General features: G+C 68.9%; 25 protein-coding genes. 10 read left to right on the top strand and 15 right to left on the bottom strand.

The window, feature by feature from the left end:
- Window positions 1-69: 69 nt before the first annotated feature.
- The 8 genes from AB0K21_RS15540 to proC all read right to left on the bottom strand — a co-directional run bounded on the left by AB0K21_RS15540 (window position 70) and on the right by proC (window position 7,511).
- Window positions 70-1,041, bottom strand: a complete 972-nt coding sequence (locus AB0K21_RS15540; protein WP_343980959.1) for a lysophospholipid acyltransferase family protein — start codon at window positions 1,039-1,041, stop codon at window positions 70-72.
- Window positions 1,038-2,063, bottom strand: coding sequence for an NAD-dependent epimerase/dehydratase family protein (locus AB0K21_RS15535; protein WP_343980956.1), 1,026 nt, complete (start codon window positions 2,061-2,063; stop codon window positions 1,038-1,040). The genes AB0K21_RS15540 and AB0K21_RS15535 overlap by 4 nt, the downstream gene beginning before the upstream one ends.
- 23 nt (window positions 2,064-2,086) lie before the next feature.
- The gene (locus tag AB0K21_RS15530; protein WP_018654693.1) at window positions 2,087-2,185 is read right to left on the bottom strand and encodes an AURKAIP1/COX24 domain-containing protein; all 99 of its coding nucleotides are present in this window, start codon (window positions 2,183-2,185) and stop codon (window positions 2,087-2,089) included.
- Between the two features lie 302 nt (window positions 2,186-2,487).
- A complete protein-coding gene (locus tag AB0K21_RS15525) occupies window positions 2,488-2,691 on the bottom strand; it encodes a helix-turn-helix domain-containing protein (RefSeq protein WP_012887307.1) in 204 nt (67 codons plus the stop codon).
- A gap of 322 nt (window positions 2,692-3,013) precedes the next feature.
- Window positions 3,014-3,853 (bottom strand): phosphatase, encoded by an 840-nt coding sequence (locus tag AB0K21_RS15520; RefSeq protein WP_343980934.1) that lies wholly within the window; start codon window positions 3,851-3,853, stop codon window positions 3,014-3,016.
- Window positions 3,854-3,995: 142 nt separating this feature from the next.
- Window positions 3,996-5,159 (bottom strand): acetoin utilization protein AcuC, encoded by a 1,164-nt coding sequence (locus tag AB0K21_RS15515; RefSeq protein ID WP_343980932.1) that lies wholly within the window; start codon window positions 5,157-5,159, stop codon window positions 3,996-3,998.
- A gap of 244 nt (window positions 5,160-5,403) precedes the next feature.
- On the bottom strand, window positions 5,404-6,642 hold the full coding sequence (locus tag AB0K21_RS15510; RefSeq protein ID WP_343980929.1) for an MFS transporter: 1,239 nt from the start codon (window positions 6,640-6,642) through the stop codon (window positions 5,404-5,406).
- Window positions 6,643-6,716: 74 nt separating this feature from the next.
- Entirely contained in the window at window positions 6,717-7,511 is a 795-nt protein-coding gene (gene proC / locus AB0K21_RS15505) for a pyrroline-5-carboxylate reductase (protein ID WP_343980926.1), read from the bottom strand.
- A gap of 257 nt (window positions 7,512-7,768) precedes the next feature.
- Here proC and AB0K21_RS15500 point away from each other — a divergent pair, with 257 nt between their 5' ends.
- The 7 genes from AB0K21_RS15500 to AB0K21_RS15470 all read left to right on the top strand — a co-directional run bounded on the left by AB0K21_RS15500 (window position 7,769) and on the right by AB0K21_RS15470 (window position 16,496).
- Complete coding sequence (locus AB0K21_RS15500) at window positions 7,769-8,245, top strand: hypothetical protein (RefSeq protein WP_343980922.1); 477 nt, start codon at window positions 7,769-7,771, stop codon at window positions 8,243-8,245.
- A 256-nt stretch (window positions 8,246-8,501) separates the two neighbouring features.
- A complete protein-coding gene (gene dnaK, locus AB0K21_RS15495; RefSeq protein WP_343980919.1) occupies window positions 8,502-10,373 on the top strand; it encodes a molecular chaperone DnaK in 1,872 nt (623 codons plus the stop codon).
- A gap of 28 nt (window positions 10,374-10,401) precedes the next feature.
- The gene (grpE, locus tag AB0K21_RS15490; protein WP_343980915.1) at window positions 10,402-11,019 is read left to right on the top strand and encodes a nucleotide exchange factor GrpE; all 618 of its coding nucleotides are present in this window, start codon (window positions 10,402-10,404) and stop codon (window positions 11,017-11,019) included.
- 34 nt (window positions 11,020-11,053) lie between these two features.
- Window positions 11,054-12,253 (top strand): molecular chaperone DnaJ, encoded by a 1,200-nt coding sequence (gene dnaJ, locus AB0K21_RS15485; RefSeq protein ID WP_343980911.1) that lies wholly within the window; start codon window positions 11,054-11,056, stop codon window positions 12,251-12,253.
- Window positions 12,254-12,255: 2 nt separating this feature from the next.
- A complete protein-coding gene (locus AB0K21_RS15480) occupies window positions 12,256-12,603 on the top strand; it encodes a helix-turn-helix transcriptional regulator (protein WP_343980908.1) in 348 nt (115 codons plus the stop codon).
- Between the two features lie 326 nt (window positions 12,604-12,929).
- Complete coding sequence (gene clpB, locus AB0K21_RS15475) at window positions 12,930-15,512, top strand: ATP-dependent chaperone ClpB (RefSeq protein ID WP_343980905.1); 2,583 nt, start codon at window positions 12,930-12,932, stop codon at window positions 15,510-15,512.
- 120 nt (window positions 15,513-15,632) lie between these two features.
- On the top strand, window positions 15,633-16,496 hold the full coding sequence (locus tag AB0K21_RS15470; RefSeq protein WP_364150370.1) for a hypothetical protein: 864 nt from the start codon (window positions 15,633-15,635) through the stop codon (window positions 16,494-16,496).
- A gap of 81 nt (window positions 16,497-16,577) precedes the next feature.
- Here AB0K21_RS15470 and AB0K21_RS15465 read toward each other — a convergent pair whose 3' ends face one another.
- Window positions 16,578-17,108, bottom strand: coding sequence for a hypothetical protein (locus AB0K21_RS15465; protein ID WP_343980897.1), 531 nt, complete (start codon window positions 17,106-17,108; stop codon window positions 16,578-16,580).
- A 178-nt stretch (window positions 17,109-17,286) separates the two neighbouring features.
- Between AB0K21_RS15465 and AB0K21_RS15460 the strand changes: the two genes are divergently transcribed.
- On the top strand, window positions 17,287-17,979 hold the full coding sequence (locus AB0K21_RS15460) for a hypothetical protein (protein ID WP_343980894.1): 693 nt from the start codon (window positions 17,287-17,289) through the stop codon (window positions 17,977-17,979).
- On the opposite strand, the gene AB0K21_RS15455 is transcribed toward AB0K21_RS15460, so the two are convergent.
- The 6 genes from AB0K21_RS15455 to AB0K21_RS15430 all read right to left on the bottom strand — a co-directional run bounded on the left by AB0K21_RS15455 (window position 17,955) and on the right by AB0K21_RS15430 (window position 23,641).
- On the bottom strand, window positions 17,955-18,515 hold the full coding sequence (locus tag AB0K21_RS15455) for a TetR family transcriptional regulator (RefSeq protein WP_343981176.1): 561 nt from the start codon (window positions 18,513-18,515) through the stop codon (window positions 17,955-17,957). The two genes, AB0K21_RS15460 and AB0K21_RS15455, sit on opposite strands and share 25 nt — an antisense overlap.
- Window positions 18,516-18,633: 118 nt before the next feature.
- A complete protein-coding gene (locus AB0K21_RS15450; RefSeq protein WP_364150365.1) occupies window positions 18,634-20,349 on the bottom strand; it encodes an SDR family oxidoreductase in 1,716 nt (571 codons plus the stop codon).
- A gap of 142 nt (window positions 20,350-20,491) precedes the next feature.
- On the bottom strand, window positions 20,492-21,601 hold the full coding sequence (locus AB0K21_RS15445; protein ID WP_364150362.1) for a CapA family protein: 1,110 nt from the start codon (window positions 21,599-21,601) through the stop codon (window positions 20,492-20,494).
- Between the two features lie 405 nt (window positions 21,602-22,006).
- Complete coding sequence (locus AB0K21_RS15440; RefSeq protein ID WP_343980884.1) at window positions 22,007-22,207, bottom strand: DUF397 domain-containing protein; 201 nt, start codon at window positions 22,205-22,207, stop codon at window positions 22,007-22,009.
- 379 nt (window positions 22,208-22,586) lie between these two features.
- Window positions 22,587-22,793: a DUF397 domain-containing protein gene (locus tag AB0K21_RS15435; RefSeq protein WP_343980881.1), complete on the bottom strand. Its 207-nt coding sequence runs from the start codon at window positions 22,791-22,793 to the stop codon at window positions 22,587-22,589.
- Between the two features lie 32 nt (window positions 22,794-22,825).
- Entirely contained in the window at window positions 22,826-23,641 is an 816-nt protein-coding gene (locus tag AB0K21_RS15430) for a helix-turn-helix transcriptional regulator (protein WP_343981171.1), read from the bottom strand.
- A gap of 511 nt (window positions 23,642-24,152) precedes the next feature.
- Between AB0K21_RS15430 and AB0K21_RS15425 the strand changes: the two genes are divergently transcribed.
- Window positions 24,153-24,413 carry a hypothetical protein gene (locus tag AB0K21_RS15425; RefSeq protein WP_343980878.1) on the top strand — a complete coding sequence of 87 codons (261 nt, stop codon included), beginning with the start codon at window positions 24,153-24,155 and terminating at the stop codon, window positions 24,411-24,413.
- On the top strand, window positions 24,400-25,083 hold the full coding sequence (locus AB0K21_RS15420) for a hypothetical protein (RefSeq protein ID WP_364150357.1): 684 nt from the start codon (window positions 24,400-24,402) through the stop codon (window positions 25,081-25,083). Before AB0K21_RS15425 ends, AB0K21_RS15420 begins: the two co-directional genes overlap by 14 nt.
- Window positions 25,084-25,136 lie beyond the last annotated feature (53 nt).

The raw sequence follows: 25,136 nt of genomic DNA, 5'->3' as shown, positions 1-25,136 counted from the left end.
CCCGTCTGTCCGCTGGGCGCGCGCTGGCACGACAGGTCTCCATACGGATCGGCGAGATGCCGGAGAGCCTCAGAAGAAGGGCGGGAACGCGTGTCCGCGGTGGAGCCGGAGCTCGTCCAGCTGCTGCTGGATGGTCTCCCTGACCTGGTCCGTGAGGTTGAAGACCAGCATCGGATCATCGGCGTCGGCCGGGTCGAACTCGTCGGTACGAATCGGCTCACCGAAGCTGATCATCCACTTGGAGGGGAGCGGGACCAGCCCGAGGAGCCCGAACCAGGGGAACAGCGGCGTGACCGGCAGGTAGGGAAGACCGAACGCCCTGGCCAGGAAACGCAGGTCACCGATCTTGGGATAGATCTCCTCGGCGCCCACGATGGCGCAGGGAACGATCGGCACGCCCGCGCGGATGGCGGAGGCGACGAAACCGCCCCGCCCGAAGCGCTGCAACCGGTAGCGATCGGAGAACGGCTTGCCGACCCCCTTGAACCCCTCGGGAAAGACACCGACGAGTTCACCCTTGCGGAGCAGCCGGTCGGCGTCCTCGCGGCAGGCGAGGGTGTGGCCGGTCTTGCGGGACAGGTGGCCGAGCACCGGGAGCCGGTAGACCAGGTCGGCCCCCAGCAGGCGGAGCGCGCGGCGCGCGGGATGTTCGTCGTGCAGGGCCACCTGCAACATGAGCCCGTCAAGCGGGAGGGTGCCCGAATGATTGGCCACGACCAGGGCGCCGGAGTCGTCGGGCACATTGCGCAGACCGACGGTCTCGGTGCGGAACCAGTGGCGGTACAGCGGACGGACCAGCTCCAGCAGCACCCTGTCGGTGAGCTCGGGATCGAAGCCGAACTCGTCGACCTCGTACTCTCCGGTCACCCGGCGCCGCAGGAAGGCGAGCAGTTCGGCCAGCCTCTGATCGTCGCCTCCGCCCGCCGGCGGCCCGGGGAAAGACTCGTCCGGCGTCTCTGAGGAGACGGGCTCGCCAAAGGTGCGGGCGCGGGTGATGGGGATCACCTCGGCCTCCCCGCCCTCCCCCGCCGTCTCGGTCACTCCGTCACCGCCCGGGACAGCATGTCCATCATGGCGGCCGGAAGGCCACCGGCCGGCTCGCGCGCGCGGACGAAATCCGCGAAGGCGGTGGCGGTGGAGAACTTCGGCTTCCAGCCGAGAGCCTCGGACAGCAGGGTGGTGTCGACCACACGGCCGTGACACATCAGACGGAGTTGCTCGGGAGAGAAGTCGACCAGCCCCGCGCCTCGGGCGAGGTCGCCGATGAGACCGAAGACGGGAGAGGGCATCGGGAGCGAGAGCAGGCCCACCCGGCGCGCGCACTGCGACAGGAGCAGCACACCGTCCCCGGCCACGTTGAACGTGCCGGGGTGGTCGTCCATCGCCATCCGCCGCAGCACCTCGACCGCGTCGTCCTCGTGAACGAACTGTAACCGGGGGTCGAACCCGAGCACGGTCGGCAGGACGGGCTGGGTGAAGTAGCGCGTCAGCGGGGAGTCGACGCCGGGACCCATGAAGTTGGCGAACCTGAGCGTCGACACGACCACGTCGCGGCGCCGCCTGGCGAAGCCCCGGACGTAGCCCTCCACCTCGGAGGCGTCCTTGGCATAGCCGTGGCTCGGCGGCTCGGCCGGATCGGCGTTCTCGGTGAAGACGGCGGGGTCGTGCGGGGAGGAACCGTAGACGGCGGTGGTGGAGCGCACGACGACACGGCGGACCGTCGCGGACCGCTGACAGGCACCGAGCAACTGCATGGTGCCGATGACGTTGTGCTCCTTCATGAGTGCCCGGCCACCGCTCCGGGGAGGAGCGCTCACCAGGCTCATGTGAACGACGGTGTCGATGTCGGCGGCCGCGATCACCTGCGCGATGTCGGGGCTGCGCAGATCGACGCGGACGAACTCCGTCCGGCCGAGAGGTACGCCGCCATCACGTGAGAGCGAGGGCGGCGGCACCGTATCCACTCCGATGACCCGGTCGATGTCCGGGTCATCCGCGAGAACGCTCGCCACTCGGGCGCCGATGTGGCGCGAGACCCCGGTGACAAGCACGGTGTGGGTCATCGGCGCCTCGCAGATCCGCGCTGTTACTTCTTGTTACGCCGCTGGATGCGGGTCTTCTTCAGAAGCTTGCGGTGCTTCTTCTTCGCCATGCGCTTACGGCGCTTCTTGATCACAGAGCCCACGGGACCCCCAGGTAGCTGGTAGCCGAGAATGTCAAACCGGCGTGCGATAGCACACCGGCACAACAGACTACCGGCGATCCACGGTGGATCGCCCCTGGGGGGACCCCGGGCACATCAACTCACGACGTGGCGCACACGTCGCTACCCCGACGAGACGGAGACCTGTCACACACAGGTCGCACCGGAAATCGTGCTCCGACACGACCGGAAGGGACAGAGTCACGAGCCGTCAGCGCGCCTCGCCCACCTCACGGCCGGATGCCTCCACCGGCCGTTCGGCTCGGCGCGCCGAGCCCCCTGTCTCAACCTGCCTCGATGTAGGCATCCCTGAGATAATCGTGCACCGCCTGCTCAGGCACCCGGAAGGATCGACCGACCCGGATGGCCGGCAGCTCGCCCGAATGCACGAGTCGGTACACAGTCATCTTGGACACCCTCATGACAGTGGCCACTTCTGCCACCGTCAGGAACTTCACCTCGCTGAGAGGTCTTTCGCCTGCACCCATCGGACGCCTCTTCCGCACGTGTATCCGGGTTATCCCCACTGGTGCCATTGCTCACGCACGTGTACTGCCGTCAGCGTAAGTCGAGAGGCCGGGCACGCAAACCCCCTATTTTCTCAGCCCTCTGAGCCTCACGTCAGTGAAACCGACAAAATCGCTGGCCAGCAGCCGGACCGTGCCCCTATCTTCGATCTTGGAACGGACCAACTGTCTCCTATTAGAGTCGCCCACAATCATCAAAAAGTTGGCAAACGGTCGGCGAGCTCCATGGAATGCAGGCGCGAAATACCTGTATAGGGACGGCCCGATTTGCGCATCCCCCGTCTCAGAGGGCTCGCGCGACCCTCTCGACCAGGTGGTGTGTCAGCGGCTCGTAATACCTCGGTAGCACGTTGTCATCGAGCGGGACGGTCACCGCGATCTTGCCCTCGGCCTCCCCGACGAAGAGCGCGGGGTCGTTGCTGTCGGCGAATCCGACGGTGAGGATGCCCGCCTCGCCCGCCGCTCCGGCCCAGCCGTGGTCGGCGATCACCAGATCGGGACGGTCCGCGCCAAGCTCGGCGATCATGGCCCGCATCGGGGCGGGGTCGTGGGTGTGCACGAAGGCGCCCTTGTCGTCGAGCATCGCGACGTCGTCCAGATAACGGACCTTGCGCCTGCGGCCGAACCCGCTGCCCCAGTACGACCAACCCTCGGCCGGGCTCATCAGGGTCGCCCCGCGCGCCCTGAGCATCCGGGCCAGGGCCAGGTGAACGGTGAGCAGGCCGGTGGGGTGCCCGGTGGCGATCAGGATCCTCGGATTCTCCCTGCCGAGCACTCCCGCGATCGCGTCGCCCATCTTCTCGACCGCCTCGATCGTACGGTCGGGGTCGATGGTGTCCTGGCCCTCCCGGTGCAGCGGATCGGCCACCACCCCGGCGGACTTGGCCATCAACTCCAGCACGTCCCGATAGGACCAGGCGCCGTCCACGGTCAGCCCGAACATGTAGTGCGGGTCACGGTTGGCCAGCGACCGGTAGTGGTCCAGGTTGTTCTCCCGGCTGGTCGCCACATCACCGGCGATCCGAGTCCGGACCAGGTGCTCACGAAGCTCGGCACGGGTCATCGGCGACGCTTCGCGTCGCGGCTCGGCCGCTCTTACCCGGCTCCTTCCCTCGTCACTCATCCGCTTCGCTCCTTCGTTCCTCAGTCCAGTCCCCGGCGCGGCCTCACGGGTAGTCCCTCAAGGCGGATCACTTGTCTCGTCCCTTGTGGCCTTCGGATCCATTCGTCGGCGCACCCTCGGGGGGTCGCCAACGGCCTCGTGCTTACGGGAGGGGGTCCAGGCCGTGGAAGGGGAAGACGGCTTTCCTTGTCGCCATGATGGCCCGATCGACCGGATCTGCTGGGTCATAACCTGCGGAGAAATCACGAAATTCCGGATTCCGACCATCGGTCAGCGTCAGGGGTGCCGACTGGTTGGTCCGTTCCTTGACGAACGTGCGCCATGCCTCGGGAGTGGCGGTCCTCGGGTCGAGCGGGTGGCCCGCCACCTCCGCGATCAGATGGGTCCACGCCCGGGGTACGACCTGCACCAGCTCGTACCCTCCGCCACCGGTCACGACCCATCGCCCGCCCGCGGTCTCGTGGGCCAGTTCGTGCAGCGCCGCGTACGCCGCGCGCTGGCCGTCCAGGCTGAGCATCAGGTTGGCCAGCGGGTCGAGGGCGTGACTGTCGCAGCCGTGCTGGGTGACCAGGATCTCGGGGGCGAACTCCCGCAGCAGCGGCGGGACCACCGCGTGGAAGGCCCGAAGCCAGTCGCCGTCGCCGCATCCGGCGGGTAGCGCCACGTTGACCGCGGTGCCCTCCGCGCCGCTCTCATTGGGGAAGCCCGTGCCTGGGAAGAGCGTGCGAGGGCTCTCGTGCAGGCTGATGGTGAGAACCCTGGGATCGTCGTAGAACATCGCCTGCACGCCGTCGCCGTGGTGCACGTCCACGTCCACGTAGGCGACCCTGGACGCGCCCTGGGCCAGCAGCCACGCGATCGCCACACCCGGGTCGTTGTAGACGCAGAACCCACTCGCCAGGGCGGGCATCGCGTGGTGCAGGCCACCCGCGACGTTGACCGCGTGCTCGACCTCGCCGGTCCACACCGCGCGGGCCGCGGCCAGGCTGGCCCCGGTGATCAGCGCGGACGCCTCGTGGACCCCGACGAAGGCGGGATTGTCCACGGTGCCGAGCCCGCAGGCCAGGTCGCGTCGCCCGGTGGCCGAGACCCGTTTGACGGCCTCGATGTAGTCACGCTTGTGAACGAGTGCCAGCTCGTCGTCGGTGGCGGGCGCGCATCCGCTCATCTCCACCAGGTCCAGCACGCCCAGTTCCCTGGCCAGCGCCATGGTCAGCTCGACCCGCACGGGCGCGAGCGGGTGCTCCGGGCCGAAATCGTAGGAGATGAGCGCATCGTCCCAGACAACCCGCACGGACCGGCTCATGCGCACTCCCTGTCTGGTCGCGACGCCGCGCGCCACGGCCCGATCTTCCTACTCCCGGCTCGACGTTACCGCACGTGTACGGAATGCGGTTTACGCACGCGTCTTGGAGGACGGGACGGTTTTCATCTGAGCGAAATATCCTAATTTATTGCTATTAACAGTCCCGGAGGCCGGGACACGACACCGCTGCCCGGAACACCGCCCCGAGCACCCTCCCACCTGGCCGGAGGCGGGGACGGCGTGGTCAGGTGGGATGCACCCGGCGCAGTCCCCGGACAGCGGGAACCAGGAGAAGCGAGACGCACCCGGCGACCGCCACGATCGAGGACACGGTCAGCAACTGCGGCGCACCCGTCACCCCGGCCACCGGACCGGCGAGCACCTGTCCGATCGGAATGAAGAGGGTCGAGCCGGCGACCTCGTAGGCGGTGACCCGGTTGAGCGCCTCCGCGGGCACCTGGGTCTGGACGCTGGTGGCCCACATGACCGACCAGAACGCCCATCCCGCGCCGCCGATCACATGCGCGGCCATGAGGATCCCCGGCGGCGACGCCAGAGCGATGGAGAGCGGCTCCAGGGCGAAGCCGAACAGACCGATCGCACCCGCCATCAACGGCCGCCCCGGGCGGACCCGCATGGCGATCAGGCCACCGACGACCGTGCCCGCGCCCGAGGCGGACATGACCAGGCCGTAGGCGGTCTCGCCGAACCGCTCGGTGATCAGCACCGAACCGAGCGGGAGCATCGGGCCGAACAGGGTGACGCCGAAGACCGCCCAGACCAGGATCACCGACCACATCCAGGTCCTGGACCGGAACTCCCGCCAGCCGCCGCGCAGGTCGCGCCAGATCGACCGCGCCACGGTCGGGAGGGCGACCGCGGGCAGGCGCAGGAGGAGCAGGCAGACCGCGCTGACGGCGAACCCCACGGCCTCGATCGCGAAGACGACGCCGACCCCCCGGAAGCCGACGATGGCACCGGCGACCCCCGGTCCGGCCAACATCATGATCGACTCGGAGACGCGCAGGGTGGCGTTGGCCCTCTGCACGTCCCTCGCCACCCGCGGGACCGTACTGGAGACCCCCGGCTGGTACATCGCGGCGGCGACACCGTTGATCGCGGAGATGACGAGGATCTGCCAGAGGTCCGGCCTGCCGGAGATGAAGAGCGCCGCGCTGATCCCCTGGGTCACCATCCGGACCGTGTCGGCGCCGATCATCATGCGGCGCGGCGTGAACCTGTCGGCGAACACCCCGCCGAACAGGATCAGCACCGCGAAGGGCGCCATCCAGGCGGCCAGCGCCAGCCCCACCCCGGTGGGACCGTAACCGAGCCCGCCCACCCCCACCGCCGTCGCGAACGGGACCATCGACGCGCCGAGCATGGAGATCGATCTGGCGGTGAAGAAGAGCAGGAAGCTCCGCGTCCAGACGGAGGCCCCGCCAGGCTCCCGCCGATCATCAGCCGATACGGCCTGCCCCACGATCGCCTCACTTCCCCGGAGTTCCGCAGGAAATGATGCCTTATATAGGAAAATTTCCTAACAAAGGGGCTAGGTCAGCCCTCGGCGAGTTGGCGTCCCCTGTCCCTGGCGGCCTCGATGGCGGCCAGGAAGGCGGCTCGGACGCTGTGCCGCTCCAGTTCGGCGATGGCGGCGATGGTGGTGCCCCCCGGCGAGGTGACCGCCTCGCGCAGTATCACCGGGTGCTCGCCCGAGTCACGGAGCATGATCGCCGCGCCGACGATCGACTGGGTGACCATGTCGAGGGCGGCAGCACGGGGCATGCCGAGCAGGATTCCGGCGTCGACCATGGCCTCGACGAGATAGAAGAAGTAGGCGGGACCGCTGCCCGACAGGGCCGTGGCCGCGTCCTGCTGCGCCTCGGGGATGCGCAGCACCTTGCCGACCGGGCTGAACAGGTCCTCGGCGCGCCTGAGGTGCTCCTCGGAGGCGTGCGCTCCCGCCGAGATCACGCTCATCGCCTCGTCGACCAGCACCGGCGTGTTGGACATGACCCGGACCACCGGGATCTCGGCGCCGAGCCGCGACTCGACGAACGAGGTCGTGATCCCCGCCGCCGCCGAGATGACCAGCCGGTCGGCCGGCAGGTGCGCCGCGATCTCGGCGAGCAGGGACCCCATGTCCTGCGGCTTGACCGCGAGGATGATCGTGTCGGCGCTCTTGGCGGCCTCGGCGTTGGACACCACCCGTATGCCGTACTGCTTCGTGAGGGCCTCGCCCCGCTCGGCACGTCGTGCCGTCGCCATCACGTCGCCCGGCTTGAACCCGGCTCTGAGCAGCCCGGACAGCAGGGCCTCCCCCATCTTGCCGGTTCCAAGAATCGCGATCATGTGAGCACCTCGAAATCGGGGATCGAAACTCCCCGCAGCCTATCGGCCCCCCTTCCCGGGAAATCATCCAGCGGCGCCGGGTAGTGGCGATGTATGTGGACGTACGCCATCGACATGAACCGCCGTGCACCACGGGCCGACCGCACCGCCCGCCCACAATGACCTCGTCACGTTTTCGGCGGTCACGGCCGAGGTACGGCGCGACATCAGGGTGTCCTGAACCTCCCAGGGCCCGGATCCGTCTTAGGGGTATGCGTATGATCGTGACCCCCATCCTGGCCGGAAGCCTCCTGTTGGCCCTGGGCTGCGGCACCGAACCCAGCGCCACCGCACCCTCGCAGCCGGTGAGCCGGAGCACCGCCCTTCCCGGCGGCCCCTCGGAGCCGGCGAGCCACACCGTGGCCCCCCGGGACGAGCCCACCGGCGGCGGCCCCAGACCGACGAGACCAGAGGGCCACACCGAGAATCCCCGCAAGGTCAGGTGGCTGAAGGCGACTCCGTCGAAGGACGGCCGGAGCCTGCGGATCACCTGGTGGTCCGGGGTGGAGCCGTGCAACGTGCTCGACCGGGTCACCGTACGAGAGACCGCCAAGCGGGTGACCGTCACCCTCTGGGAGGGCCCGAGCAGCAAGGCCCAGAACGTCGCCTGCATCGAGATCGCCATCCAGAAGGTGACGACGGTCAAGCTCAAGAAGCCGCTCGGCGCCCGCAAGGTGGTCGACGGCGCCCGCTGACGTGGCACTCTCCGGGGTTCGCGCGTCCTGAGCGGACCCCCGCGGGCGGTGACCGGGGGACCTCCGGTCATCGCCGGGAACGACCACGCGCGTTCCCTCGTCGGAGGGGATGAAGGATCCCGCCCGTTGCCCGGAAATCGGGAATGCTTCCGCGCGGTCGAAGGTTGAGTCCAATAGGCTCAAGTCGTTTGACAAACCTCACGCGAGGTTCCACTATGAGTGGCATCGACTCAACTTTGACTACAAGGACGTACTCATGGCACGTGCGGTAGGTATCGACCTGGGGACGACCAACTCCGTCGTCTCGATTCTTGAGGGCGGTGAGCCCACCGTCATCGCCAACGCCCAGGGTTCGCGGACCACGCCGTCCGTGGTCGCCTTCGCGAAGAACGGCGAGGTCCTCGTCGGGGAGGTCGCCAAGCGGCAGGCCGTCACCAACGTCGACCGGACGATTCGCTCGGTCAAGCGCGAGATGGGCACCAACTGGACCGTCGAGATCGACGGCAAGAAGTTCTCCCCGCAGCAGATCAGCGCCTTCGTCCTGCAGAAGCTCAAGCAGGACGCCGAAGCCTACCTGGGCGAGAAGATCACCGACGCGGTGATCACCGTTCCCGCCTACTTCAACGACGCTCAGCGTCAGGCCACCCAGGAAGCCGGCACCATCGCCGGCCTCAATGTGCTGCGCATCATCAACGAGCCCACCGCCGCGGCGCTCGCCTACGGCCTGGACAAGGACAAGGACGAGACCATCCTCGTCTTCGACCTCGGCGGCGGCACCTTCGACGTGTCCCTGCTCGACGTCGGCCAGGAGGACGGCCACGGCTTCGTCGAGGTCAAGGCCACCAGCGGCGACAACCACCTCGGTGGTGACGACTGGGACCAGCGCGTCGTCGACGAGCTCGCCACCCGGTTCAAGAACGCCCACGGCGTCGACCTGACCAAGGACAAGATGGCCCTCCAGCGCCTGCGTGAGGCCGCGGAGAAGGCCAAGATCGAGCTCTCCAGCCAGTCGGAGACCTCCATCAACCTGCCCTACATCACCGCCTCGGCCGAGGGCCCCCTCCACCTGGAGGAGAAGCTCACCCGCGCCGAGTTCCAGCGGCTCACCGCCGACCTGCTCGAGCGGTGCAAGGGCCCGTTCAACCAGGTCGTCAAGGACGCCGGCATCAAGGTCTCCGACATCGCCCACGTGGTGCTCGTCGGCGGCTCGACCCGCATGCCCGCCGTCGCCGACCTCGTCAAGGAGCTGACCGGCGGCAAGGAGCCCAACAAGGGCGTCAACCCGGACGAGGTCGTGGCCATCGGCGCCGCCCTCCAGGCCGGTGTGCTCAAGGGCGAGGTCAAGGACGTCCTGCTGCTCGACGTGACCCCGCTGAGCCTGGGCATCGAGACCAAGGGCGGGATCTTCACCAAGATCATCGAGCGTAACACCACGATCCCGACCAAGCGCTCCGAGGTCTTCACCACGGCCGAGGACAACCAGCCGTCGGTGCAGATCCAGGTCTACCAGGGCGAGCGCGAGATCGCGGCGTACAACAAGAAGCTGGCCACCTTCGAGCTGACCGGCATCGCCCCGGCGCCGCGCGGGATCCCGCAGATCGAGGTCACCTTCGACATCGACGCCAACGGCATCGTCAACGTCTCCGCCAAGGACCTCGGCACCGGCAAGGAGCAGACGATGACGATCACCGGCGGCTCCGCGCTGCCGAAGGACGACATCGAGCGCATGATGCGCGAGGCCGAGTCCTACGCCGACGAGGACAAGAAGCGCCGCGAAGAGGCCGAGACGCGCAACAACGCCGACTCGCTCGTCTACCAGACCGAGAAGTTCCTCGGCGAGAACGCCGAGAAGGTCCCGGACGACATCAAGAACGAGGTCAACGAGGCCGTCTCCGAGCTCAAGAAGGCTCTGGAGGGCACCGACTCGTCCGAGATCCGCGCCTCCGCGGAGAAGCTCGCCACGGTCAGCCAGAAGATGGGCTCCGCCATCTACGCTCAGTCGCAGGCCTCCGAGGCCCCGACCGGCGCCCCCGGGGCGGACGCCACCGCCGGGCAGAAGGCGGACGACGACGTGGTCGAGGCCGAGATCGTGGACGACGAGCCGAAGCGCGACAGCGGCACCAAGTGACGGCCGGAAAGTCGAGGGGAGCAGCAGCGTGAGCACGCGCGAGAACGGTTCCGAGGAGGAGCCGGTGATCCGCGACAACCGGAAGATAGACCCGGAGACGGGACAGGTTCGCGAGACGGCCCCGGCGGAGGCCACGGGTCAGGACGACAAGGAACAGGCCGACAGGTCGTCCTCGTCCTCCCTGGCATCGGACCTCGCCTCGATCGAGCTGGCCACCCAACTCGCCGAGCGCACCGCGGACCTACAGCGTCTTCAGGCCGAGTATTCCAACTATCGCAAGCGGGTCGAGCGGGACCGGGCCGTGGTCAAGGAGCAGGCGGTGGCCGGCGCGCTGACCGAACTGCTTCCTGTCCTCGACGACATCGGCCGGGCCCGCGACCACGGCGAGCTGACCGGCGGTTTCGCCAAGGTGAGCGAGTCGCTGGAGGCGGCCACGGGGAAGCTGGGGCTGAGCGCCTTCGGCACCAAGGGCGAACCGTTCGACCCGACGGTGCACGAGGCCCTGATGCACAGTTACTCCCCCGACGTCACAGAGCCGACCTGCGTGGAGATCCTGCAGCCCGGTTACCGGATCGGCGAGCGAGTGCTCCGCCCCGCGCGAGTCGCGGTGGCCGAGCCCGAAGAGCCCGCCGCGGACGACAACTGACCCCCCAAGATCCAATCTCTGAGAAGGAACGTGGATGAGCACCAAGGACTACTTGGAGAAGGACTACTACGCCGTCCTTGGTGTGCCCAAGACCGCCACGGCCGATGAGATCAAGAAGGCGTACCGGAAGTTGGCCAGGAAGTATCACCCTGACGCCAACCCCGGAAGCTCGGAGACCTCCGAGAGCACCGCCAAGTTCAAGGAGGTCTCCGAGGCCTACGACATCCTGTCCGACACCAAGCGCCGCAAGGAGTACGACGAGGCGCGGACGCTGTTCGGATCGGGTCTGGGCGGCTACGCCGGGGCCGGGGGGGCTCCGCGTACCGGCGCGGGTGGGTTCCCGTTCGACCTGGGAGACCTCTTCGGGGGCACCAACCAGCAGAGCGGTGCCGGGGAGCGCATCGGCGACATCTTCGGCGGCCTCTTCAACCGGGGTGGCGCGAGCCGCCCCGGCGGAACGTCGACCAGGGCACGGCGCGGCCAGGACATCGAGTCCGAGGTCTCGCTCTCCTTCTCCGAGGCGGTGGAGGGCACCACGGTCTCGCTCCGCCTGACCAGTTCCTCCGCGTGCACCGCGTGCGGGGGAACCGGCGCCAAGGCCGGCACCACCCCGCGGGTCTGCCCGACCTGCGAGGGCACCGGGGCGGCCAGCCGCAACCTCGGAAACTTCGCCTTCTCCGAGCCGTGCCGCGACTGCAAGGGCCGCGGCCTGCTGGTGGACGACCCGTGCCAGGTGTGTGAGGGGAGCGGGCGGGGCAAGAGCACCCGCACGATCCAGGCCCGCATCCCGGCGGGGGTCGGCGACGGCCAGCGCATCAAGATCAAGGCGAAGGGCGCCCCCGGGGAGAACGGCGGCCCCGCCGGTGACCTCTACGTCCAGATCCACGTCAAGCCGCACTCCGTGTTCGGCAGGACGGGTGAGAACCTGACGGTCACCGTCCCGGTCACCTTCACCGAGGCGGCGCTGGGGGCCGAGATCAAGGTGCCGATTCTCAAGGGAATGCCGGTCACGCTGCGCATCCCCGAGGGCACCCCGAACGGCCGCACCTTCCGGGTGCGCGGCAGGGGTGTGGCACGCAAGGACGGCACCAAGGGCGATCTGCTCGCCACGATCGAGGTTCTGGTGCCACAGCAGCTGGAGGACAAGGCGAGAGGGGCCCTTGAGGAGTTCCGCGACGCCACCTCGGGTGGTGACCCACGGGCGGACCTCATCGAACAGGCCAGAAGCGAGTAGCCATGGAAGCCAACTACTTCGATCTGTCGGATGACACACCCGTCTATGTGATCTCGGTGGCCGCCCAGCTGTCAGGTCTGCACCCGCAGACCCTTCGCCAGTACGACCGTCTCGGCCTGGTAAGCCCAGGCCGTACGGCGGGACGCGGACGCCTGTACTCCACCCGCGACATCATGATGCTCCGCGAGGTCCAGCGGCTCTCCCAGGAGGAGGGCATCAACCTCGCGGGCATCAAGCGAATCCTGGTCCTCGAGACGGAGGCCCTGCGCCTGCGTGACGAGAACCACCGTCTCCGCTCGGAGATGAACATGATCCGCGCCCTCATCCAGTACCAGCTGCCCCCCGCCTGAGAACTCCCGCCCGTGAGGTCGCGCCGGTGACTGGACCGAGGAAGTCGGGGCCGTGAGGAACGAACGACCCCGACCGACAAGGGAAGGAACCGGACCCCAGCGACCGAACCGCGACGCGCCAGCGTCGCCGGTGACTCGTGAGGTCGCGCCGGTGACTGGACCGACGAGGGAAGGAACCGGGCCCCAGCGACCGAACCGCGACGCGCCGACGTCGCCAATGGCCCGTGAGACCGCGCCGGTGACGGGGGAAGTCACCGGACCCAGTGGCCGAACCGCGACGCGCCGGCGTCGCCGGCAGCACCTCCTGAACCACACGAGGGAAGTCAATGGACTACAAGCTCACCCAGAAGAGTCAGGCGGCGGTCTCCTCCGCCATCCGGCGGGCAGCCGCGGAGGGCAACCCCGAGGTCGCCCCCGCTCATCTGTTCACCTCACTGCTCGCCCAGACCGGCGGCACCGCGGTGCCCCTGCTCGAAGCGGTGGGCGCCGACTGGAAGCAACTGCGGATCGAGGCCGAGAAGCAGCTCGCGGCCCTGCCGAAGGCACAGGGCGCCACGGTCAGCGCCCCGTCGAGCTCCCGGCAGCTGCTCACCGTGATGAACACGGCGGCCCAGCGGGCCCGTGGCCTTGAGGACGACTACGTCTCGACCGAGCACCTGCTGGTCGGTCTCGCCACGGACGGCGGCCCCATCGCCGAACTGCTCAAATCGCGCGGCGCGAGCCCGAACACGCTGCTCGACGCCTTCGAGAAGGTACGCGGGCACGCCAGGGTGACCAGCGAGACGCCCGAGGACACCTACCAGGCGCTGGAGAAGTACGGGATCGACCTGACCGAGCGGGCCCGGGCGGGCAAGCTCGACCCGGTGATCGGCCGCGACTCGGAGATCCGGCGCGTCGTCCAGGTGCTCAGCCGCCGCACCAAGAACAACCCGGTGCTCATCGGCGAGCCCGGCGTCGGAAAGACCGCCGTGGTGGAGGGGCTGGCCCAGCGGATCGTCGCGGGTGACGTGCCCTCCAGCCTGCGCGACAAGCGTCTGATCGCGCTCGACCTGGGCGCGATGGTCGCCGGCGCCAAGTACCGCGGCGAGTTCGAGGAGCGCCTCAAGGCGGTGCTCGGGGAGATCAAGGAGAGTGACGGCCAGGTTGTCACCTTCATCGACGAGCTGCACACCATGGTCGGCGCGGGCGCCGGCGAGGGCGCGATGGACGCGGGCAACATGCTCAAGCCCATGCTGGCCCGCGGCGAGCTGAGGATGATCGGCGCCACCACGCTGGACGAATACCGCGAGCGCATCGAGAAGGACCCCGCGCTGGAGCGGCGGTTCCAGCAGGTCTACGTGGGCGAGCCCACCGTCGAGGACACGATCGCCATCCTGCGCGGCCTCAAGGGGCGCTACGAGGCACACCACCAGGTCCAGATCGCCGACGGCGCGCTGGTGGCCGCCGCCGCACTCTCCGACCGCTACATCACCTCCCGCTTCCTGCCCGACAAGGCGATCGACCTCGTCGACGAGGCCGCCTCCCGGCTCCGCATGGAGATCGACTCCCGTCCCGTCGAGATCGACCAGCTCCAGCGGAACGTGGACCGGATGAAGATGGAGGAGCTGGCGCTCGCCAAGGAGACCGACGAGAGCAGCCTGCAGCGGCTGGAGCGGCTCCGCGGGGAACTCGCCGACCGCCAGGAGGAGCTCAACGCCCTGGTCGGCCGGTGGGAGCAGGAGAAGGCCGGGCTCAACCGGGTCGGTGACCTGAAGAAGCAGATCGACGAGGTGCGAAGCGCCGCCGAGCGCGCGCAGCGCGACGGCGACTTCGAGGCCGCCTCGCGGCTGATGTACGCCGAGGTGCCCAGCCTGGAGGCCAAGCTCGCCGAGGCCAGCAAGGCCGCCCAGCCCGAGAACCCGATGGTCAAGGAGGAGGTCGGCGCCGACGACATCGCCCAGGTCATCTCCTCGTGGACCGGCATCCCCGCGGGCCGGCTGCTCGAAGGCGAGACCGGCAAGCTGCTCCGCATGGAGGAGGAGCTCGGCAGGCGGCTGATCGGCCAGCGGCAGGCGGTCGAAGCGGTCTCCGACGCCGTACGGCGAGCGCGGGCCGGCATCTCCGACCCGGACCGGCCGACCGGCAGTTTCCTGTTCCTCGGCCCGACGGGCGTCGGCAAGACGGAGCTGGCCAAGGCGCTGGCGGACTTCCTGTTCGACGACGAGCGGGCGATGGTCCGCATCGACATGAGCGAGTACGGCGAGAAGCACAGCGTCTCGCGGCTGGTGGGCGCCCCGCCCGGTTACGTGGGCTACGAGGAGGGCGGCCAGCTCACCGAGGCCGTGCGGCGCAGGCCGTACACCGTGGTGCTGCTGGACGAGGTCGAGAAGGCGCACCCCGAGGTCTTCGACATCCTGCTCCAGGTGCTCGACGACGGGCGGCTCACCGACGGCCAGGGCCGGACCGTCGACTTCCGCAACGTGATCCTGATTCTCACCTCGAACATCGGCTCGCAGTTCCTCGTGGACCCGAGCATGACGAAGGAGGCTCAGCGGACCGCCGTGATGGCCGCGGTCAGGGGCTCGTTCAAACCCGAGTTCCTCAACCGGCTCGACGACGTGATCCAGTTCGACGCGCTCGGCACCGAGGAGCTCTCCCGGATCGTGGACCTGCAGGTGACCCACCTGGGCAGGCGCCTGGCGGACCGGCGGCTCACGCTGACGGTGACCCCGGCGGCACGCGACTGGCTGGCGCTGACCGGCTACGACCCGCTGTACGGCGCGCGTCCGCTCCGCCGCCTCGTCCAGTCCGCGATCGGCGACAAGCTGGCCAAGGAGGTGCTCTCCGGCGAGGTCCAGGACGGCGACGAGGTGCTGGTCGACCTCGACGAGGCGAGCGACTCCTTGAACATCGGCCCGGTAAGGGCTTGACCATCACCGGATGGGCCCCGGTAATGGCTCGACCACCATTGGGCTAAGCGCGCCCCTGGGCAAGACCCCCCTGTTACGTTCGGCAGTCATCGGATTACCGAACGCAACAGGGGGATGTGCATGTCGAACTCATCACGGAACATCAGGGGAATCCTCGCGGTGGCGCTGCTCACCGCAGGCGCCGGCTGGACCATGGTCTCTCCGGCCTCGGCGGAGGTCGCGCCCTGCCAGGAGCGCGAGGCCGCGGGGGCGCAGCAGGCGCCCGGGGCCATGGCGGCCGGCTGCGAGGAGGCCGGCGACGCCGGAACACCGGCGATCGCAGACGGTTCCGGGGCGTCGATGACCGCGAACACCGGCGAGACGCCGGTGACCGCGAACATCGGCGGGACGCCGGTCGCGACGGACGGCGCCGAGGCATCGGTGACCGCCGGCACCGGCGAGGTGCCGGTGACCGCGGAGCGGCTCGCACACGTCACCGACCTGCCGGATCTCTCCCAGGCCTCAGCGCTGGTCAGCTTCGCCGATGCCGGAGGCGTCGCCGCGGGCACCGGCTTCCACGCGCTGCCCTTCGGGCAGTCGAGCCTTCCCGGTCACGAGTGGACGAACTCCTGGGTGAGCATCGTGGCCGACGCACCGGACCTGCCCGGCCTGCCGGGGGCGCCGGGTGCTCCCAGCGACGGCATCAGCTGGCTGCGAGCCCCGGTGCCGCCGGCGCCCGAGCGACCCGCCGAAGCGGCGGTCACGCCGGACGACGCGCCGCTACCCCAGCCGGCCCAGGCGGACGCCGTCACCGAGGGCCTGCCGTCGGCCGAAACGCCGGTGGTGGAGCCTCCGGCCGCCGCACGCCCGGAGGCCCCCGCGGCGCCGGAGACTTCCGCGGCGCCGGACACCTCCGCGGGCGAGGCCGCCACGGCGGAGGGCGGCGCGGAGCCTTCCGTCCTCCCCGCCTTGGAGAGGGCGATCCCGGGCCTCAATGTGGGGTAACCACCGGATCGCGAACCACCACGGAGGAAGGGTCGTGTCCCAACGGGCACGGCCCTTTCCTGGTTTCAGGGCGGCCCGCCGTCAGCAGGAAGCGTCGAGGAGGGCGTCGAGCTCGTCTTCGGGGAGCCCGAGGTCGACGCGGATCCGGTAGCGGGTTCTGAGCAGGGCGATGTGTTCGCCACCGCCCTCCACCGCCTGGTGCGCCCCCTCGGTGGCCCACCGATGGGCCTCCCCGAGGTCTCCGTAGGCGACGAGCGTCTCGGCGACCGTGAGAGCGGTGGCCGCGGTGACCCCACCGACCGCGTGGATCGCCGCGATCACCTCTCTCGCCTCGTCCGGCTGTTCGAGCTCGAAAAGAGTGTCGGCGATCCCGGCCCGGGGATCGACGCTCACCTCGCCACCGTCGTCCACCGCTCGCTGGAAGCAGTCGAGGGCCCGAGCGGGCTGTCCGGCCTGCCGCCACTCCTCGGCGGCGAGCACGAGGATCGCCGCCCGCGACATGTCGCCGGACGCGTACGCCTCGACCAGGGCTTCGAGTCGCCGGGCCAGGGCTTCGTGATCGTCGGCCAGAAGTGCCTGCTCAAGCAATCGATCAAGTTGCTCACGTGTCACATGCGCCACATCGCGAGAGTACCGAGCGACGCTCGACCGCGTACGGCCAACGGCAGGTATTGGCCATATGACCTTGAGTAAACGAACGACTACGGTGCGCGTGTTTCTCCAGTAAAACGGGCATATGAGCGACGACTCCTGCTAGGGGAGCACATCATCGGGAGGAGCTGCGATGGGCATGTCCAGGCAGACGGCCTTCACCCTGATGCTTCTCCTGGCCTTCTCTGTGATCGTTCCGGGATCCGCCGGATATCTGTCGGTCAAGATGGAGGCGATCGACCAGGCCCACCAGGAGCTGCTCACCCTCGAGAGCAGGCTCCGTCATGAGAAGCTCGCCGCCCGGATCAAGAGGATGGAGCGGGTCCATCGGGCACGGCGTCTCCAACCGGTCACCCCCTCTGGCCGCGAGCCCCCCGAGCCCGTCCGGAGTTCCCGCGTCGAGTCCGGGACGCTGCCGCCCGGACCCGGCACGGTCGTAGCGGTGCCGATCGAGCCGGGCGCGGAGTGGTCACGCGAGAGCCGGCCGCGCGCGCAACGGCAGGATGTGCAGCGGCAGAGCCCCCAGAGACCGGGAACAGCCTGGCAGAACCCACAGGGGCCGGAAGCGCGGAGACCGACGGCACAGAGACGCGTTGAGACCGGGACGGCCGGGGCGGCAGGCATGGCCGGCGGGACCTTCGCGCAGGAGCGGTGGTCCCAGCTCGAACGCCGGGGGAGGGCCCGGCAGTATCGGGAACGACTCACCGACGCGGGGCCCGTGTCCGCCACGCCGGACTCGATCGGCGGCGGGAATCCGCGTGAGGGCACCGGCGAGCCTTTCGAAGAGAACCTTCTCCCCCAGCCCTCTCAGACCGAGACCCGGGCGAACTGACGGTTCAGATAGCCACGGATCAGGCGCTTGGCCTCGGCCACGATCTCCGGGGCGCCGTTCGGATCACGACGGAACGCCAGCTTGAGCACCGCGTCTCCGGCCTCCACCGCGACCAGGATGGCCAGGTCGAACTCCTCGCTGTCGGCCAGGCCGTACTCCTGCAGGAGGAGGCCGCGCAGCCGTCCGGCGATCACCGTGTTGTTCTCAGAACCGGCGTCGAGCAGGTTGAGGTCGACCACGTCGCCGAAGTGCAGGGACCGGAAACCCGGCACGGTCCTGTGCATCTCCACGTACTCATCGATGATCGCGTCGACCGCGTCCCACCAGCCCGCGTAGTCCTCCGACAGGAAGCGTCTCCCGATCCGGGAGACGAACCCTTCGATGTGGCGCCGGGTCACCGCCTGGGCGATGGCCCGCTTGTCGGGAAAGAACTGGTAGACCGAGCCGATCGCGACCCCCGCGCGCTCGGCGATCCGCGTGGTGGAAAGCGCGTCGTAGCCGATCTCGTCCAGCAGGTCGGCGCACGCGTCGAGCATTCGCTCCACGCGCCGTGCGCTCCGTCGCTGGGTGGGCTGACGCCGCAGCTGGGCTTCGCAGGGATCCTCGGCAGGCACGATGGACACCCCACCATCTTGCCCGCCGAACGCCGTCAGGTCAGTGCTTATTCGCCAATCGCGAGATTTCGCCGCCGGCCAGCCGTGCCAGCCGGCGCACGGCCGCCGGGGAGATCCGCGAGAGCGCGTAACCGATTTTGCCCTCCGCGTTCACGGCGACGACGGGCAGGTCACGGTGGACCGCGCGCAGGATGTGCGCGGCCACCCGCTCGGGCGGGTACCCGCGCGCGGCCAGCGCCCTCCCCGCGGGCTTGCCGGTGCCCTCGGCGAGCTCGCCGACGTACGTGGCGTTCCGCGCGATCGCGGTGGAGACGAACCCGGGACAGATCGCGGTGACCCCGATCCCCTGCCCGGCGAGCTCCGCGCGCAGGCAGTCGCTGAGCATCTTCACCGCCGCCTTCGACGTCGAGTACGCGGGCAGCAGCCGGCTGGGCAGGAAGGCGGCGAGCGAGGCCACGTTCACGATGTGACCGCCCTGGCCGCGCTCGGCCATCTGGGCGGCGAACAGGCGGCAGCCGTGGATGACGCCCCACAGGTTCACGTCCAGGGTCCGCCGCCAGTCGTCGACCGAGTGGGCGAGGAACGGGCCGGCCACCGCGATTCCCGCGTTGTTGACCACGATGTCGGGCACGCCGTACCGGTCTCTGACCGTCCGCGCGAACTCCTCCATCCCGGTGGCGTCCGCGACGTCCACCTGCTGGGCGTGCGCCGTGCCCCCACCCGCGACGATGCCCCGCACGGTGCGGTCGGCCGCGCCGAGATCGATGTCCGCGCAGATCACCTCGGCGCCGTGCGCGGCGAAGGCGCGGGCCGTGGCCCGCCCGATCCCGCTGCCCGCACCGGTGACGACCACCAGCCGGTCGTCGTAGGGCCCACGTCTGCCGGGCCGGTCCCCGCGCAGTTCCCTGGAGGGCGGTGCCCCCTCGACGTGCTCGGCGAACTCGGCGATCATGCGGGCGAGCACCCGGGGATGGCTGCGCTGCGCCCAGTGACCCGCGGGTATGCGGCGGTGCCACAGTTTTGGCACCCACAGGCGCGTCGAGGCGAGCAGCGCGGAGGAGACGAACGGATCCCTCGTGGTCTCGATGAGCTGGACGGGTGTCCGGGAGACGGGCTCGGCGGGCGTCCCCCGGCGGGTCAGCATGTTGGCCCGGTAGAGGCCGAGGCCGTTCAGTCCGTCCCTGACGAGCGTGTCCGCGGGGTGTCCCGGGCGTCCGGCCGCCCGCACGGACCTTCTCATCACGCGCGGCAGCACGGCGCGCAGGACGAGTTCGGGGATGACGGGAATCTGGAAGGCGCCGATGTACCAGGAGCGCAGGAGCTGCCCGGCGACCTCGCGCGGACGGCCGTGCCGTACGAAGTGGGCCGCCTGGTCCAGGTGTGGGCCGCCGACGGAGGTGAAGGAGAGGATCCGCTCCTCGATTCCCGGCCTGCCGATCAGCCTCCAGCCCTGGATGGAACCCCAGTCGTGCCCGACGAGGTGCACTCCCGGCTTGCCCACCGTGTCCAGGACCGCGGTCATGTCGGCGGCCAGGTGGTCGTAGTCGTAGCCCTCGGTGGCACGCGGGGCGCCGGAGAGCCCGGCACCGCGGACGTCGTAGCGGACCACGTGGAAGCGGTCCTCCAGCAGCGAGGCGACCTCGTCCCAGACCCGGTGGGTGTCCGGGTAGCCATGGACCAGCAGGACCGTGGGGGCGGCGGGGTCACCCTGCTCGAACAGTGCCAGCCGCACGTCGCCGGACTCGACCCACCGCACCACGACCTCCGGTTGGACAGATTGTCCAAGACAGTAGTCGAACAGAACGGGACCCTGCCAGGCCGTTTCCCGCGGCCGGCCGCGCGCGACCAAGGACGATCGCCGAAGGCGACGCGGCGCGGGGAGGGCAGGGCCGGCCAGGTCAGCCGGACTGACCGGGTCTGGCGGCCAGTCCGGTGCAGTCGCGCAGCGCCTTCCAGTTCGCGATGGCCTGCTGCCTTCCGAGCCCGGTGATCGGGACCGGCACCCCGCCCTGGATGCTGGCCGGGGTCCACTGGTCCTTGAGCACCCTGCGGCCGTTGATCGTCAGGGTGAGCACACCGGTCCTGCCGGTCTCCGGGCCCCAGTTGTAGAAGACGAAGTTACCCATGCCGTAGTTGACGTAGCTGTTCTTCAGGTAGCCGCCGCCGAGCAGGATGTGCGCGTGGCCGCCCACGATGACATCCGCCCCGGCCGCGACCAGCTTGGGCGCCAGGCCCCGCTGCGCCTCGTTGGGGCACTTCTGCAGTTCGGTGCCCCAGTGCAGGTGGACGATCACGGTGTCGGAGTTCTTGCGGGCCCTGCGCACCTCCTGGATCAACCGCGCCTCGTTCTTGGCCGAGGCGAGGCCGGCCTTGTCGCCGGAGGCGGTCCACGCCCCGACGAACTCCGCGTCCAGCACCTGGGTGGCGCCGATGATGGCGACGCGGTTGCCGTTCACGGTGGTCCGCCACGGCCGATAGGCCTCGGCCTCGTTCCTGCCCACGCCCACAACGGGGAACTTGGCGCGTTTTATGGCGGCGAGGGAGTCGGTCAATCCGCTCTGCATGTAGTCCATGCCGTGGTTGTTCGCCAGGGACGCCACGTCCACCCCTGACGCCTTCAGCGCGGTCAGCGCGGCCGCCGGAGCACGGAAGGTGTACTGCTTGCCCGGTGCGGGGGTGCCACCGGTGGTGATCGCGGTCTCCAGGTTGACCATCGCCAGGTCGGAGCGACTGAGCACCTTGGCGATCGGGCCGAGCGCGGTCTTCGGATTGGCGTTCAGACGGGTCCGCAACACGCCCTCGAAGTGCACGTCGCCACCAAAGGAGATGGTGTACGGCTTGCGTTCGGGGGTAGGGGTGGGCTCCGTCTGGGGGGTCGGCTTCTCCTCGACGTCGGCGAGTGCGCCGGGGGTGACCGACTCGGCCGTGGAACAGGCCGCGAGGAGCACGGCTGAGGCGGTGATCGTGGCGGCCAGGGCAAGACGTCGGGCGGTGCTGTACGTGTCCATCGGTATCCGAGGATGCCATCTCGCCCGCGATGTGTGGCACAACTCGCCCTACGGGATTCGATTCCACAAAACTTGACTAAGTTGCTTATTTGAATAATTCAAGTTTAGAACGTACCGCCTCGTCCATGGAGGATGCGGACCGGATTCGGCAGGCGGGCCTTCGGGTGACCGCGGCCCGGCCGGCGATCATGCAGAGCGTACGGGAGGGCGACCACCTCGACGTGGACGCCGTCTGTCACGGCGTGCGCGGCCGGATCGCCCAGGTCTCCCCGCGGGGCGTCGTCCAGGGCCTGGGCGTCGCAGTCGCCCCTCTCCCCGTACGGCTTTTCCCCGGCCCTCCCGGAGAGACACGCGAAAGGGGCCTGACCGCCGTTGGACAAGCCCCCGTCCGAGGTGCGGAACCGTTCAGAAGTCGAACTTCCCACCTTTCACCCCACCGACGAACGCGGCCCATCCGGCATGGCCGAAAACGAGCACCGGTCCTTCCCGGTCCTTGCTGTCGCGCACACCCACTTCGCGTCCGGAGAGCCGTGCCACCTCCACACAGTTACCGTTGAGGGAACTGTGGCTGCTCTTCTTCCAGATCAACGCATCACCCGATTCCATGCCCGTCCTCTCACCTGACAGCACCAATGCCAGAATTTCACCGAGAAGACCGGGAAAGACAAGACCCTTATCTGGAATAGTCGGCTAACCGGCGGGTTTATCGGGTCAGGTCCCATACCGGGGGACCGGCGACGGCGGAGCCCACGGTTCTCCCCGCCGTCAGGAACACGAGCACGCTTCGCAGCGGTCTTGATCGACCGACCGACACGTCACCCGTGTCGATGAGAGCCTTCCCTCATGTCCGTGTCGGCCGGCGACACGCCGGGACGGCGGACTCCGCCGACGACGCGGCCGATCGAAACGAAGGGCGCCCATCTCCGCTCTCGCGGCGAAAGGCGCCCGGGGAGACGGCCCGCGACCGGCGAGCCGTCTTCGATCCTCAGAGACGCAATCCGTCTTTCTTGATCGCGCCGATGAAGATTCCCCACTCCTCGCGGGTGAAGACCAGGACCGGCCCTGACCGTTCCTTGCTGTCCCGGACCCCCGTGCGGCCTCCGTCCAGCACCGCCACCTCGACACAGTTCCCGTTCACGGAACTCAGCGAGCTTTTCTTCCACTCGGCGGCGCCGATATGTTTCTTGTTCATTTGTCTTCCAATATGTGCATAGCGGCCTGCCGCTATCTTTTCCAGTACTCCGTTGTGTTTCTCATCAGTTCCTGTGACGCCGTCTCGTCCAGAGCCCTTTCCATCAGGTGGCCGAAGGCCCGTTCGTACCCGTAGACCATTTCCGCGTCCTCTATGAACCGTCCACCGAACAAGGACTCCAGGTAGACGACATCGGGGAAGTCGGAGAACGTCAGGTGCACGAAGGTGCCCGTGGACACCGGCGGCGGAACGTCCTGGGGCAGGATCCGTATCTCCACGTGCGGCAACCGGGAGATCTCGATCAGATGCAGGAGCTGGTCTCGCATGACCCGGGCGTCGCCGTACTGGTTCTTCAGCACGGACTCGTGGAAGACGCTTATGTGCGTCAGCGGTCGCGGCGCGTGCAGCAGGGTGTGCTGGCGCATCATCCGGATCTCCGCGCGATCCTGAAACCAGCTCGACGGTAGCTGGCTGGCGTGTTGACCCGCCGCGAGGAGCTCCCGGGCGTACTCCTTCGTCTGGAGAAGTCCGGGCACGACCTGGGGTTCCCAGTCTCGCGTCATGGTGGCCTCCGCCTCCATCCCGATGAGCGTGATGTAGTCCTCGGGGACGGAACTTCGATATCGCTCCCACCACCCCTTCCGGGCGGCGTCGTGTCGCAACGCGACCAGAGCCTCCCGCAGGTGCCCGTCGACCCCGTAGAGCCCGCAGAGCGCCTCGACGTCCTCCTCCTTGGCCAGTGTCTTGGCGGTCTCGATGCGACTGACCTTGGCGGTCGACCAGCCAAGACGGTCGGACACCTCGTCACCGGTCATGTTCAGGCCTTCACGGAGCCGACGAAGCTCCATGCCCAGCCGACGCCGGCGGAGCGCTGGACTACCACGTTCCGGCATCACGACCTCCTCGCCATGACGGGCGGGTGGACGTCATGGCCTCAACAGGAACCAGACGAATGGTAGTGCAAATTACACTGTAGTTTGCAGTGTATTCGGAGAAGTTTATTGCTTTTTTCCTTACGGCAAGTCTTGCAGGGAAATCTCTGCTGAGCGACTATCAGAACAGGAAGGTTCCCGGAAGATCGGGGAATCCACCGGTGATCATCCGGGGGTGTCTTCGAGGGCCTCCGTGAATCGCGCGCGGGGCGAAACGGGCGCGCACCTGATCGGCGACGGCGCCGTCTCCAGCACGACGGAGTTGAACCGGGGAGGCCAGCAGGGGAAGCGGAGGAGATCGGCCGGCGACGGCCCAGAGTCGCACGCGTCAGAGGGCGCCCGATCGGGCGCAAAAAAGCACCGGGCCGGCGGCCACCGACCCGGTTGGCACAAGAACTCCACGTTGAAACCACGAAGGGAGTCTCCTATGTCCTTCCACCGTACCAAGGGACTCTGCGGAATCAAGACCCTCCTCCTCGATCTGATCTACATCACCGACCGGGAGCTCTGCATGGACCAGGACGAGTGGGCCCACCGGCTCGGCTGGACCGTGACCAGAACCGGTTTCGTGAGCAGGCACTACCGCGAGCCCCGGTTCGACCTCCTCAAGGCCGAGCGGACCGCCGCTCCCGCCCTCGCCCTGGCGCCCGTCCCCGACAAGAGGGCGGACGGCGATGTCGCGGCGTAACCTCCGCGACAACCGCTACGGTCGTCCCGACGGCCGGCCCCCAGGCCGGACGAGCCTCCTCGTCCGGCTGTGGCGCTGGCGGACGGAGATCGTCCTGCTCGCCGCCGTCTCGACCGTCCTGGCCGCGGCGGCTCTCTCCTTCAGGCAGGGCCACTGGTGGCCATCCGCCCTGCTGGCCTGCACCTCCGGCGTCCCCGCCGCCTCCCGCTCCGGGCGCAGGTGGGTGCGGACGCACGCGTGGTGCCTGATCTCCCGGCACCGCCTGCAGAGGACATGCGTGGAGATCGGGATACACACCCGCTCGGGACGGCTCCCGCTGGTGCTGTGGATCACTCCTTCCGCCGCCGGGGAGAGGGCGCTGATCCTCGCCAGGGCCGGGATCTGTGCCGAGGACTTCGATGCGTTCTCGGCCGAGATCGCGGCGGCGTGCTACGCCCGCGACACCGTGGTCCTTCGGCACCGCAGATGGGCGCACCTGCTGACCGTCGAGATCATCCGCAGGGACGAGTTCACCGGCCCGCCGCCGGGCCTCGACCGGTTGTACGGGTGGACGGACTGGGTCGACCCACGGGTCCACCGGGCCGTGCTGGAGGAGTCCGGTACCCGCTCCGCCGCCGACCTGCCTCCCGGACCGCACGAACCCGCCGACCATCGGCAACGGGCCGCGTGATCCTCCGGTCCACCGGAAGCGGACCGCGGGACACAACGGGCTACAACGGGCCG

Source organism: Streptosporangium sp. NPDC049248, from assembly GCF_040678965.1.
Classification (GTDB): Bacteria; Actinomycetota; Actinomycetes; order Streptosporangiales; family Streptosporangiaceae; genus Streptosporangium; species Streptosporangium fukuiense.
The sequence above is the reverse complement of the archived record's forward strand: the minus strand, read 5'-3'. Positions and strand labels throughout refer to the sequence as shown.